The organism is Mitsuokella apri (assembly GCF_051886055.1).
Lineage (GTDB): Bacteria > Bacillota > Negativicutes > Selenomonadales > Selenomonadaceae > Mitsuokella.
On record NZ_JBJEXT010000036.1, the window covers coordinates 91,753 to 105,183 of the forward strand.

Below are 13,431 nucleotides of genomic sequence, written 5' to 3' on the forward strand. Positions count from 1 at the left end.
CTGCGGTCAGACTGAGATTTTGAGATAAATCCGCGTTACTTTTTCTGTTTTATTTGCTAAGGGAGAGTCAAAAGAATCATGAAACTGTTGGAAGAGAGAATCAAGCAGGATGGCATCGTACTGCCGGGCAATGTACTCAAGGTGGATTCGTTCCTCAATCATCAGATTGACCCGGAACTTTCGCAGGCCATGGGCGAGGAATTTGCACGCCTTTTTCAGGATGCACAGATTGACCGCGTGCTGACGGTCGAAGCCTCGGGCATTGCCATCGGCGTCATGACGGCTTTAGAGCTCCATGTGCCGCTCGTCTTTGCGCGCAAGAAAAAGTCGGCCCTGATTAACGAGCCTGTTTACACGCACCGCGTCTTTTCCTACACGAAGAAAGAGTACTCCGACATTCTCGTGCTGCAGAAATTCCTGCCGGCAGGAGAGCGCGTGCTGATTATCGATGATTTCCTCGCCAATGGCGAAGCCGCCCTCGGCCTTGCCAAGCTCGTCGAGGATGCGGGCTCTGAGGTTGCCGGCATCGGCATCGCGATTGAAAAAGCCTTCCAGCCGGGCCATCAGCGCCTGCTTGACAAGGGCTACCGCCTTGAGGCTCTCGCCAGTGTCGCATCGCTTGCAAACGGCCAGATCCGCTTCACGAATGATGCGGATAAAGACTGAGGGGGGCGGCTGACGTTGACCACTACTGCTGCTGTCCATCCCGTTGACCAGAAGCTGCCTTGGGGCAGGACGCTCGTCTATGCCTTTCAGCACGTGCTGGCCATGTATGCCGGTGCCGTCGCCGTACCTCTCGTGCTCGCCGGCGCCGTCCACCTGAGCACGGAACAGCTCATATACCTCATTAACGCAGACCTCTTCACCTGCGGCATCGCCACGCTCGTGCAGTCTTTGAGCATCAAGGGCTATATCGGTTCGAAGCTGCCAATCGTCCAGGGCTGTACGTTCACGGCTGTCACGCCGATGATTATCATCGCCAATACGCATGGCGGCGGGGCAGAAGGCCTGCAGGTCGTCTACGGCGCGGCCATTTTTGCCGGCATTGCCTGCTTTGTCATCAGTAATTTCTTCAGCAAGATGCTGCGGTTCTTCCCGCCGGTCGTCACGGGCTCTGTCATCACGGTCATCGGCCTTTCGCTGATGCCTGTGGCGGTCAACTGGATTGCCGGAGCCAATCCGACGGCCCCGGACTACTGCGACCCTTCGCATATCCTTATGGCTGCCGTTGTCCTCGCCATCATCCTCGTCATTTACCGCGTCTGCCGCGGCTTCCTGCGCCAGATTTCGGTCCTTTTAGGCCTCGTCATCGGCACGATCATCGCGGATTTCTGCGGTATGGCGGATTTTCACGCCGTAGGGGAGGCTGCTTCCCTTGGCATCACGACGCCGTTTGCCTTTGGCTATCCGATTTTTGAGCCGGTCTCGTGCCTTGCGATGACACTCGTCATGCTCGTTACGATGGCCGAGACGACGGGCGACATCGTCGCCATCAGTGAGATTGTCGATAAACCGATGACCGAGGACATGCTGACAAAGGCCCTGCGCGCCGATGGTTTCTCGACGGCACTCGGCGGCATCTTCAACACGTTCCCGTACACGGCCTTTGCGCAGAACATCGGCCTCATCGGCATGACGGGCGTGCGCAGCCGCTACATCGTCGCAACCTGCGGCGTCATGCTCATGATTCTCGGCCTCTTCCCGAAAATGGCGGCCGTCGTCGCCAGCGTGCCGACTATGGTCCTCGGCGGTGCGGGCCTTGCGATGTTCGGCATGGTCGCTGCCAGCGGCTTTCAGGCCCTTTCGAAGGCTGACCTGCACAAAAAGGGCAATATCATGGTTGTTGCCATCAGCGTTGCCGTCGCCCTGATCCCGATTGGTGTGCCGAGTTTTTACAGCAAATTCCCGACCTGGGTGCAGATTATCTGCAACAGCGGCATCACGATTGGCAGTATCACAGCCATCATCCTGAACCTCCTGCTGCGCGACGCACCGGAGCCGGACGAGGGCAAACTGCCGTTTAAGGAATAAGTAAGAAAGAAAAAAAGGGGGGCTTGCCCATGTTCCTGAAAAAATATCTCGACAGTCTGGAAAAGGAAAAGCGAGAAGTCCTGCTCGGCAGAGAGACGCAGGACCCGCTGCATGAAGCCTTTCACGCGAAACGCGTCGTCCACGCGGGCCTTCTCGGCGAGCCCGTCCCAAAGGGGCAGGAGCAGGAGACTTGGGCAAACGCCATGGATGAGCCCGCCGACGCCGGCCGCCAGCATGCCGTCTACATCCATATTCCGTTCTGCCAGACAAAATGCCTCTACTGCGGCTTTTTCCAGAATGCGAGCCGTCAGTCGGCAGAAGACGAATACATCGATGATTTGCTGACAGAAATGCAACGCGATGCCCGGAAGAAACAGCTGCAGACCGCCAAAATTGACAGCGTCTACATTGGCGGCGGCACGCCGACATCGCTTTCGCCGGAAAATGTCACCCGCCTTTTGCAGGGGATTCACGAATCCTTCCATCTGGCTGCCGGCTGCGAACTGACCCTTGAGGGCCGCATTCACGACCTCGTGCCCGAAAAAATCAATGCATGGCTCAAAGGCGGCGTCAACCGCATTTCACTCGGCGTGCAGTCATTTGATACGGCGCTTCGGCGCCGCGTCGGCCGCCTCGATACACGCGAAGAAGTCCTGCGCCGCCTGAAACTCCTGAAAGAGCATGATGTGACGGTCATTGTCGACCTCATATACGGCCTGCCGGGCCAGACAAAAGAACTCTGGCTTGACGATATCAAACGCTGCTGACGACGGATGCCGACGGCATGGACCTCTATCAGCTCAATATTTTCCCTGGCGGCGACCTCGAGAAGGCCCTGCAGTCAGGAAAAATCCCGGCCTGCGCCGATATCGCAGGGCAGGCCGATTTGTACATAGCGGCACGTGATTTCTTAATGGGCGAGGGCATCGAACGTCTGAGCCTCTGCCACTGGCGCCGCCACAAAAGAGAGCACAGCCGCTATAATACGATGGCCAAGACAGGTGCTGTCGTTTATCCATTCGGCTGCGGTGCCGGCGGCAACTTCGGCGGCCTGACATTCATGCAGCAGCGCAGACTGCAGGCCTACAGCCAGGCTGTCCGCGCAGGCCGCAAGCCCATCATGATGATGGCCCATCAGGTCGAACGAAAACTGCAGCAGACAAGCGACACCGTCATTGCGAACCTGGAGACAGGCTTCCTTGATTTTCGCCAGCTCTGTCTCGCGGATTCCCGCCTTGAAGAACTTGAAATTGTGCTGGACCTCTGGAAAAAGCGCGGGCTGATGCAGGAAGACCTCGGCATCTGCCGCCTGACAAAAACCGGTGAATTCTGGTACATCAGCCTGACGCAGAGTCTCGTTGAATGCATGCAGGTCATCTGCCAGCCGGAAGAAACGGCTTCCGCGCCGACAGAAGAAGGGCAGAGCGAAGACGCCCTCGACGCCTGCCTCGCCGAGATGATGCCGGGCTCGACTTTTGAGGAACGCAGCGCCATGGTCCGCAAAATTCCGCTGCCCGTGCGCATGATGCTCAAGCGTTCCTCTAAAGACGCCTTAAAAAACATGCTGGCCGGCCTGCCGCCCGCCATGCTCAAGCGCATGCTAAACAAAGCTTCCGACTGACGGCAGCCCCCAGCAAAAGAGCAAAGCGAATTTTGCGCGCAACGAAGAAAACAAAGATAAAGATAAGGAAAACGAAGTAAGGAAAGGGCTGCCACTAAGCGGAGCTTTGGCCGTCTGCGTCAAGAACTTATTTTTTGCCAACAAGGCCCCTTGCAGGGGAGCGTCGTCCAAACGAAGTGCGTTCAGCTCCCTGCAAGGCTGAGTTAAAAGGCAAAAAATAAGTTTAGCAGCCGGCCATGCGGAGCTTAGGGGCAGCCCTTTCCGTCTTCTATTGTACGCTTTTTCTCGCCGCCCCTAGACGCACGCACAAATATTGATTATAATGATACATAGACTGATTCGTATAAAAACGGGAACACCCGCTTTCATATTTAGGAGGAAATCAAATATGACGAAAAGCACGAAACCAATCTATGTCATTGGTCATCGCAATCCGGATACGGATTCCATCTGCTCGGCCATCGGCTATGCGCATCTGAAGCAGGCCCTTGGCTTCAACGCTGTGCCGGCGCGCGCAGGCAAGGTCAATGCCGAGACGAAATACGCCCTCGAGCATTTCCATGTCGAGCAGCCGCTGCTGCTGTCGGATCTCTATCCGCGTGTCAAGGACGTTACGCTTGACTGCAAGATTGTCGTCAAACAGCACGATACGCTGCGCCATCTCGGCGAAGTCATGCGCGGCCATGACCTCAAGTCGGTGCCGGTCACGGACAGCAAGGGCATCCTCGTCGGCATCGTCACGGTTTCGGACCTCGCAAAGCGCTATTTCCAGGAACTCAGCATGCAGGACCTTTCGGAAATGCGCGTGCGCTACCGCGACATTATCGCTGCCACGGACAGCGAAGTCCTCGTTTCGGGCGATGAAAGCGATTTCATCAAAGGCAAAGTCCGCATCGCTGCCGGCTCCATCAAGACGATTCAGGATACGATTGAAGAAAATGACATCGTCCTCGTTGGCGACCGCCATGATGAAACCCTCATCGACATCGTCAATCAGGGCATTTCCTGCCTGATTGTCACGGGCAACGGCCGCGTTTCGGCCGATGTGCTCGAGGCTGCGGAAGCAAAGCACATGTTCGTGCTCGTTTCCCCGTACGATACGTACACGGTCGCACGCCTCATCAATCAGTGCGTGCCAATCCGCCGCATCATGCATCCGGACCCAGTCTGCTTCAAGCCGCTTGACCTGCTTTCCGATATCAAGGGCACGATGGAAGAGACGAATTACCGCAACTATCCGGTCCTCGAAAACGGCCGCCTCGTCGGCCTTGTCAGCCGCGACAACCTCATGGTGCCGGAGCGCGACCGCGTCATCCTCGTTGACCACAACGAGCGCGGCCAGGCTGTCGAGGGCATCGAAGAAGCCAAGATTCTCGAGATCATCGACCATCACCGTCTTGGCGGCATCCAGACGAGCGAGCCGATTTTCACGCATGCAGAGCCTGTCGGCTGCACGGCAACGATTGTGGCCAATATGCATTGGCAGCATGATGTCGATATCCCGGCTTCGATTGCCGGCCTGCTGCTTTCGGCCATCCTCTCGGATACGGTCCTCTTCAAGAGCCCGACGTGCACGCCGTACGACAAGAAGACGGCAGAGCGCCTCGCCGAAATCGCCGGCGTCGACATCAACGAATACGGCATGGCTATGCTCAAGGCTGGTTCCGGCATCGGCGATATGACGCCGGCTGAAATTGCCAAGAACGACCTCAAGGAGTTCCAGATTGGCGATTACCGCGTCATCGTCAGCCAGATTTCTGTCATGGACCCGAAGGAAGTCCTGGACCTCGAGCCGCAGCTCATCGAAGCCATGCAGAACATCTGCGACAAGGAAGGCTTCGACCTCAGCCTCGTCATGGTCACGGATATCCTGCAGGAAGCAACGTATCTGCTCTTCACGGGTTCGCCGAAGACGCTCATTGGCGAGGCCTTCAAGAAGGACGCCAGCGGCACGCATATCTATCTGCCGGGCGTCATGAGCCGCAAGAAACAGGTCATTCCGCCGCTTTCCGAAGCCGTTAAGCGCATCGGCAAAAACTGATTGACTTAAGTTAAATTTCGCAGCAAAAAACAAAGCCTTCCCCGTCATTTCTTTTGGTGATGGGGGAGGCTTTGCTATCGCTGAAATACGTAAAATAAATTACTTAAATGGATAAGATTGGAGGATACATTTGGATATTTTCAGTGGCTTGAATCCGGCACAGAAGAAGGCCGTTGCTCATATTGACGGACCGCTGCTCATCATGGCGGGCGCGGGCTCGGGCAAGACAAAGGTTTTGACCTGCCGCATTGCGAATCTGCTTGCACAGGGCGTGGCACCGTATAATATTCTGGCCATCACGTTCACGAACAAGGCCGCGACGGAGATGCGCGAACGCGTGGACCGCATGATTGGCGACGCGGCGAAGGATGTCTGGCTCAGCACGTTCCATTCGTTCTGCGCGCGTTTCCTGCGCCGCGAGATTGAGGCGACGGACATTTACAAGCGCAATTTCGTCATCTACGACTCGTCGGACAGCCAGACCGTCATCAAGGAATGCCTGAAGGAACTGAATCTCGACGATAAGCAATACACGCCGGCCAGCGTCCAGAATGCCATCTCGAACGCCAAGAATCAGCTCATGGGGCCGAAGGCCATGGAGCGGGATGCCGACAATTTCCATCAGAAGAAGATTGCGGAGGTCTACAAGCTCTACGCGGCAAAGCTGCGCAACAACAATGCACTGGACTTTGACGACCTGCTGATGATTTCCGTGCTGTTGCTCGAGGAAAATGAGGACATCCGCACGAAGTATCAGGGCCGTTTCCGCTACATTCTCGTCGATGAGTATCAGGACACAAACGGCGCCCAGTACCAGCTCACGAAGATTCTCGCGGCCCGTCATCACAATCTCTGCGTCGTCGGCGATGCCGACCAGTCGATTTACGGCTGGCGCGGCGCTGATATCCGCAACATCATGGACTTTGAGCAGGATTACCCCGAGGCCACGGTCATCAAACTCGAGCAGAATTACCGTTCGACGAAAAATATTCTCGCTGCGGCCAACGCCGTCATCGAGCACAATGTCAACCGCAAGCCCAAAAAGCTCTGGACCGAGAACGCGACGGGCGAGAAGCTCACATCGTATCAGGCCATGGATGAACGCGACGAAGCCCAGTTCGTCACGACGACCATCATGAAGCAGCGCACGATTTTCAATGCCTCGTACGGGGATATCGCCGTGCTTTACCGCACGAATGCCCAGTCGCGCGTCATCGAGGAAACGTTCATGCGTTCGGGCATTCCGTACACGATGGTCGGCGGCCTGAAATTCTACGACCGCAAGGAAATCAAGGACATCCTCGCGTATCTGCGCGTCATCTACAACCCGCTCGACACGGTCAGCCTCATGCGCATCATCAACGTGCCGAAGCGCGGCCTCGGCGCGACGAGTATGGCGCGCCTGACGGCCTACGCCGAAGAAAACGGCCTTTCGCTTTTCGACGTCATCTCGAATCCCGAGGTACTCGAATCCATTCCGGGCATCACGGCACGCGTCAGGAAGCCTCTTGAACTCTTTACGACGTTCATCTTCAACTTTATGAACATGCATATGAATATGAAGCTCGATGACCTCATCGATAAAGTGCTCAAAGAATCCGGCTACATCGACGAGCTCAAGTCCGAGAAGAAAGTCGAAAACGAATCGCGCCTCGAAAACCTCAAAGAATTCATCGGCGTGGCCCGCGACTTTGAAAAGTCGGAGGAAAATCCAAACCTCGAGACGTTCCTCTCGCAGCTCTCGCTCGTCTCCGACATCGACAATGCCGATATCGAGGACGACCGCGTGACGCTCATGACCCTGCATTCGGCCAAGGGCCTTGAGTTTCCAATCGTCTTCATGATTGGCATGGAAGAGGGGCTTTTCCCGCACTCGCGCACACTCATGAACCCCGATGAAATCGAGGAAGAACGCCGCACCTGCTACGTCGGCATCACGCGCGCCCAAAGAAAGCTCTACCTCACGAATGCCCGTCAGCGCACGATTTACGGCAAGACGAATGCCTTCCCGCCCTCGCGCTTCCTCGCGGAAATTCCGGACGAATACGTCGAACGCCTCGTGCCGCGCGCCAATGCCTATGGCTTCGCCAATGCCAATCATTACGGCGCCCAGCAGCGCAGCGGCTTCATGAGCTTCCGCCCGAGCCCAAATCAGATGGGCAGCGGCACGCACTTTGCCGGCAAGCCGCAGTCGGCGCTCGAAGCCCTCGCGGCCCTGCAGGACCGCCAAAAGCAGCGTCCTGCCGCACAGGGCGTCATCCGTCCCGACACGAGCATCAAGTGGAAAGTCGGGGACAAGGCCCGCCATGGCAAATGGGGCGTCGGCACCGTCGTTTCGGTCAAGGGCTCCGGCGAAGAAGTCGAGCTCAAGATTGCGTTCCCGGGGCAGGGCGTCAAGGGCCTGATGCAGAAATACGCGCCGATCACCAAGGCTTAAATATTTACATACCTATATAGGAAGCAAAATAGGAAGCAAAGAAAAAGGAAGGTGTCATTATGGCAGAAAATCAGCAGGAAACAGCATATGCCGAAGACATCAAGAGCATCAAAAAGGAGCTGCAGGAACTCCGCAAGGTCATCCGCTACCATAACAACCGCTATTATAATGAAGACAATCCGGAAATCTCCGATTACGAATACGACCAGCTCATGCTGCGCCTGAAGACGATTGAAGCCAAATATCCGGAGCTCATCACGAAAAATTCGCCGACGCAGGTTGTCGGCGGCAAGGCCCTGCGCACGGCCGGCGTACTCGTCAAACACGACGTGCCGATGCTCTCGCTGCAGGATGTCTTCAGCAAGGAAGAGATTTTTGCCTTTGTGCATGATCTGCAGCAGGAGCTCAAAGACCCGGAATTTGTCGTCGAAGAGAAGATTGACGGCCTCTCGATGGCCCTGCGCTACGAAAACGGCGAGCTCGTGCGCGCCATCACGCGCGGCGACGGCATCGTACAGGGCGAGGACGTCACGGAAAACGCCAAGGTCATCAAGGACGTTAAGAAAAAACTCAAGGACAAACTGCCGTACTTCGAGATTCGCGGCGAGGTCTACATGGAGAAGAAAGCGTTTGACGAAGTCAATGCCCGTCAGGGACTATTAGGCCTCAAGCCCTTTGCCAATCCGCGCAACTGCGCGGCCGGCACCCTGCGCCAGCTCGACAGCCGCATCACGAAGGAACGCCATTTGTCGCTCTTCATCTTCAACATGCAGACGGCAAGAGGCCGCGAATTTAAGACGCATACCGAAGCCTATGAATTCATGAAGAAACAGGGCATCAAGGTCATTCACGGCTATAAGGTCTGCCATACGGCCGAAGAAGTCTGGCAGGCCATTGAGGCCATCGGCGAGAACCGCGGCAATCTCGCCTACGACATCGACGGCGCGGTCGTCAAGCTCAACAGCCTTGCCGACCGCGAAAAACTCGGTGCAACGGCCAAAGTGCCGCGCTGGGCCATCGCCTATAAGTATCCGCCGGAAGAAAAAGAAACCATCATCCGCAAAATCGAGCTTTCCGTCGGCCGCACGGGCCGCATCACTCCGACGGCCGTCTTTGACCCGATCAGGCTCTGCGGCACGACGGTCGAGCGCGCGACGTTGCACAATCAGGATTTCATCGACAATCTCGACGTACGCATCGGCGATACCGTGCGCGTCTACAAATCGGGCGAGATCATCCCGAAAATCAAGGAAGTCGTCAAGGAAAAGCGGCCGGAGGGCACGAAGCCCTTCGTCATCGGCACGACCTGCCCCGTCTGCGGCGCACCTGCCGTGCGTGAGCCCGACACTTCGGACATCAAATGCCAGAACCCGAGCTGTCCCGCACAGCTTGAAAGCCATATCCTGAACTTCGTCGGCCGCGGCGCGATGGACATCAAGGGACTTGGCGAAGCCGCGATTCACACCCTGATTGAAGAAGGCTATATCGAAAACATCGCGGACCTTTATACACTGAAGGACAAGCGCGATGAACTCATCGAGAAAGGCATCATCGGCAAGGAAAAGAACACCGATAAAGTGCTAAAAGCCATCGAGGACAGCAAGAAAAATGAACCGCAGCGCCTGCTCACAGGCTTCGGCATCCCCGGCATCGGCCGCACAGCCGCCCGCGAACTCATGCTGCACTTCGGCTCCATCGACAAGCTCAGCGAGGCCACAGAAAAAGACATCCTCGCCGTGCGCGACATGGGTGAAATCAGCGCCAAGGCCATCATCAGCTACTTCCGCGACCCGAAAAGTCAGGAAATCCTCAAGGCCTTCCGTCAGGCAGGCGTCAACTTTGAGCTGGCAGACACGGGGCTCATCGATACAAAATTCGACGGACTGACTTTCGTCATCACCGGCACCCTGCCGACCATGAGCCGCAAAGACGCAGCGGCCCTTATCGAAAGTCACGGCGGCCGCGTCGCAGGCTCCGTGTCGAAAAAGACAAATTACCTCGTCGCAGGAGAAGCGGCCGGCAGCAAACTTCAAAAAGCACAGGATTTAGGCGTGCCCGTGCTCGATGAAGAGGGGCTGCAGGCACTCATTGCCAAATAAACTGCACACGAAAAATACCTGCAAGGGAGCATATCAGAAGCTCCCTTGCAGGTATTTTTGAAGTTTGCGCTTTATTCCCCGAACAAGGGAGAGCGAAGCGAATCTCGCACAGCCTTCACGAAAAGCTGCTTCGAAGCCGGAACCCGAACCAACAGCGAAAAGAAAGAGACATGGAAGCGAACGCCGTGAGGGCAGGGGGCTGAGAAAAAGCGGAGCGTTCGTCTCGCTGCGTGAAGAACTTATTTTTTGCCAGCAAAAAACCTTGCAAAGGAGCGTTCGTCCAAACGAAGTGCGTTTAGCTCCTTTGCAAGGCTTCATTAAAAGGCAAAAAATAAGTTTAGCAGCAGACGCCGCGGAGCGCTTCTCAGCCCCCTGCCCATCTCGCCTTGCTCAACCTATCCCTCGTATCGTCCTCAGCGGAATACCTTTACACGCTGGCTGATATCTTCCTTATCCTTCGGCTGCGGATCCGCTGCGATGCCGCCAAATGGCATCTGTGCGATGAGTTTCCACGAAGCCGGCACATTGAACATCTTCTTGACAGTCTCGTCAATGACCGGATTGTAATGCTGGAGATTCGCGCCGACATTGAGCTCGCGCAGGGCCGTCCAGATGCTGATCTGCAGCATGCCGTTTGCCTGCTGTGCCCAGATGGGGAAGTTCGGCGCATAAAGCGGGAATTTTTCCTGCAGGGCCTTGACGACATCTTCATCGTAGAAATACAGCAGCGTGCCGTAACCGGCCTTAAAGCTGTCAATCTTCTCGCGGGCAACTTTGCCGCCAAAAGCATCATAAATCGCATCCCAAAGCTCGCCCTGCTTAGCCTGCGTCACCACAATGACGCGCGCACTTTTCATATTGAAAGCATCCGGCACCAGCTCCGTCGTATTCTCGACAAGCTCAATGACCTTTGCCTCATCGACCGGCAGGTTCTTGTTGATATTGTAATACGTGCGGCGTTTTGCCAGCGATTCCTGAATACCCATAAAAATTTCCCCCTTTTTAAGATTCATTCTTAAAATAAAAATAATGTAACTTATTTTATTTCAATGATACCAGACAAAAAAATAAAAGTCAATAACAAATGTTCGCTTGTATGATTCCCCGGTTGAATCCCATCCCCGGGCCTGATATAATAAAAAGTTGTCAGTACGAAAAACGGAAAAAGGGCAGGTGAGTTTTTTGAAGGAAGAAACAATCGAGAAAGTCAAAAAGGAGCTTGAAGGCTGGCAATATCTTGAAGAACTTCCAGAAACATGGCATGGCTTTACGAAACATTTGCTAGGCAGGCCCATCGACGATTGCTATGATATTTTCGCTTACAAAAGTCAGGAGCTTCACAAGAGTGCAACAGCGTATTTTCACGAAGAGACACACGAATACAAGCTGCGCATCAAGATTGGCCTGATTGAGCTCTGCCGCATCGAATTCATCACGGCGGATTTTTCTGTCTTTGAAAAACTCCTGCGCACACAGCTCGAGCAGCTGCTCTGCGACCTTTCGGAATTCAACCCCAAAAGCGTCAGCAGCATCGTGCGCGACAAGGAAATCCTGACTTGGGAAGCAGGCCGTGACCTGCCGGAGGAGCTCGAGGGCTTTTCCCTGTTTATTCGGCCCGAATATCCGGTCAAAATCAACAATGGCTCATATATCCTCATCGATTACGTCGACTTTTCCCTCGAGAGCAATGTAACAGTCTACTATAATATATACCGCGATGAATTTTTCAGTGAGGCGCGCATCTGGAACATTCCGGACGTCAATTACGATTTTGACTCGAATACGCTTTCGGAGCTTGAAGAACGCCTGCAGCGGTATCTCGTGCCGCGCCTGCGCGAAGTCCGCACGCGGGCTGAAAAAGAAGCAAAAGAGCGCGCAGCCCATGAAGCCGCATTGGCTGCCAAGGCAGAAAAAGTCCATGAAGCTGCGAAGCGTGCGGAAGATGCCGCTGCTAAGGAGCCTGAACGGCCTGAGGAGGAAACGAAATGATCCTTATTGATAAAGCCATCCTGCATATTCTCGACTTTCATTCGGGGGTCACGGTTTACTCCGACGAGCCCTTGACCGTGGCTGACAGCATTGAGACGTATCTTTTGAAGCACATCGAAAAGGCATGGAACAGTCAGGAAGCAAAGCCAGGCACTTTTTTCGATGACAGCGCGTTCAAGCAAAAAGTCGAGGCCTACAAAAAGGGCGAACTCGATTTTGTCGAGTTCAGCAAACAGATTGGCAAAACACTCGAAGATGCCTTCACGCATGCCGAGGAAATGGCCTCGTCCGATGTCCTCGTTGCCGAAGTGCGCATCAACGAAGCCCCGCAGCTCGCCATCCTGCGCAGCAACAGCCATATTGGCTTTACGCATCAGGTCAATCAGACCGAACACGGCATCAAGAACGAAATCATCAACCATTATTCGATTATGCCGAATATGACGCAGAAAGTCGACGAATTTGCCTTCATTGACCTTGCGACCATGGCTATCAAGACGGCTGCCAAAAAATACACGCTCGATGGCACGCCTGTTTACGTTTTCCCCGAAATGCTGCTTGAATGCAGTCTGACGCCCTCGCCGAAGGAGGCCATGAAGAACCTCAGCAAGGCCGCGGCCAAAGTCGCGGAAACGTTCGGTCAGGACAAAGTCGCGACCGAAGCCGCCGTCAAGAACTACGTGGCCGAAACCATGCAGCAGGGCGACAAGCTCGACCTCAGCGAGGCCGGCAAAGAGATTTTTCAGGACAATCCTGCCATGCAGCAGGAACTCGACACGGCCATTCGCGATGCCGGCATCACCGAGCCCGTGCAGATGGACCCCGAAGTCACGCTCAAAAAAGTCAGCCGCCACAAGCTCAAGACCGACACCGGCATCGAACTGACCATCCCGACCGACTACTTCGACAATACGGAGTTTGTCGAGTTCAACAACAACGACGACGGGACTCTTTCCATCACCTTGAAACATATCTCGAATATCGTCAATCGGGGATGATAAAGGTTTCGGGGCCGTTGGCAGGGGTGTCTAACGTTCCGCGTGGTCATTTGCGCCTGCTGCGCCGTGCTGTCTCTCGATACATCAATATGCGAAATATCCCAGTTCACACGAAAGAAGGGACGGGCTGTCTATAAGCGGAGCTTTGGCGGTTTGCGTAAAGAATTTATTTTTTGCCGACAAGAACCCTTGCGAAAGAGCGTCCGTCCAAACGA

Annotated in this window: 10 protein-coding genes; 9 read left to right on the forward strand and 1 reads right to left on the reverse strand. The window is 55.1% G+C overall.

Annotation, left to right across the window (positions count from 1 at the left end):
- The first annotated feature begins 78 nt into the window (after window positions 1-78).
- The 7 genes from ACI4OH_RS05025 to ligA all read left to right on the forward strand — a co-directional run bounded on the left by ACI4OH_RS05025 (window position 79) and on the right by ligA (window position 10,229).
- Window positions 79-666: a xanthine phosphoribosyltransferase gene (locus tag ACI4OH_RS05025; protein ID WP_439784285.1), complete on the forward strand. Its 588-nt coding sequence runs from the start codon at window positions 79-81 to the stop codon at window positions 664-666.
- Between the two features lie 15 nt (window positions 667-681).
- Window positions 682-2,031, forward strand: a complete 1,350-nt coding sequence (locus tag ACI4OH_RS05030) for a nucleobase:cation symporter-2 family protein (RefSeq protein ID WP_439784286.1) — start codon at window positions 682-684, stop codon at window positions 2,029-2,031.
- 29 nt (window positions 2,032-2,060) lie between these two features.
- Complete coding sequence (locus ACI4OH_RS05035) at window positions 2,061-2,798, forward strand: radical SAM protein (RefSeq protein ID WP_439784287.1); 738 nt, start codon at window positions 2,061-2,063, stop codon at window positions 2,796-2,798.
- 17 nt (window positions 2,799-2,815) lie between these two features.
- A complete protein-coding gene (locus ACI4OH_RS05040; RefSeq protein ID WP_439784288.1) occupies window positions 2,816-3,652 on the forward strand; it encodes a hypothetical protein in 837 nt (278 codons plus the stop codon).
- Window positions 3,653-4,040: 388 nt separating this feature from the next.
- Window positions 4,041-5,693: a putative manganese-dependent inorganic diphosphatase gene (locus ACI4OH_RS05045; protein ID WP_432646954.1), complete on the forward strand. Its 1,653-nt coding sequence runs from the start codon at window positions 4,041-4,043 to the stop codon at window positions 5,691-5,693.
- 130 nt (window positions 5,694-5,823) lie between these two features.
- Window positions 5,824-8,130, forward strand: coding sequence for a DNA helicase PcrA (gene pcrA, locus ACI4OH_RS05050; RefSeq protein ID WP_439784289.1), 2,307 nt, complete (start codon window positions 5,824-5,826; stop codon window positions 8,128-8,130).
- Between the two features lie 59 nt (window positions 8,131-8,189).
- On the forward strand, window positions 8,190-10,229 hold the full coding sequence (gene ligA, locus ACI4OH_RS05055; protein ID WP_439784290.1) for an NAD-dependent DNA ligase LigA: 2,040 nt from the start codon (window positions 8,190-8,192) through the stop codon (window positions 10,227-10,229).
- Between the two features lie 413 nt (window positions 10,230-10,642).
- On the opposite strand, the gene ACI4OH_RS05060 is transcribed toward ligA, so the two are convergent.
- Window positions 10,643-11,215, reverse strand: coding sequence for a nitroreductase family protein (locus ACI4OH_RS05060; RefSeq protein WP_435721060.1), 573 nt, complete (start codon window positions 11,213-11,215; stop codon window positions 10,643-10,645).
- 196 nt (window positions 11,216-11,411) lie between these two features.
- On the opposite strand from ACI4OH_RS05060, the gene ACI4OH_RS05065 reads away from it, so the two are divergent.
- Together ACI4OH_RS05065 and ACI4OH_RS05070 are read left to right on the forward strand one after the other, a co-directional pair.
- Window positions 11,412-12,218 (forward strand): hypothetical protein, encoded by an 807-nt coding sequence (locus ACI4OH_RS05065; protein WP_439784291.1) that lies wholly within the window; start codon window positions 11,412-11,414, stop codon window positions 12,216-12,218.
- The gene (locus ACI4OH_RS05070) at window positions 12,215-13,216 is read left to right on the forward strand and encodes a nucleoid-associated protein (protein ID WP_439784292.1); all 1,002 of its coding nucleotides are present in this window, start codon (window positions 12,215-12,217) and stop codon (window positions 13,214-13,216) included. The genes ACI4OH_RS05065 and ACI4OH_RS05070 overlap by 4 nt, the downstream gene beginning before the upstream one ends.
- Window positions 13,217-13,431: the final 215 nt, after the last annotated feature.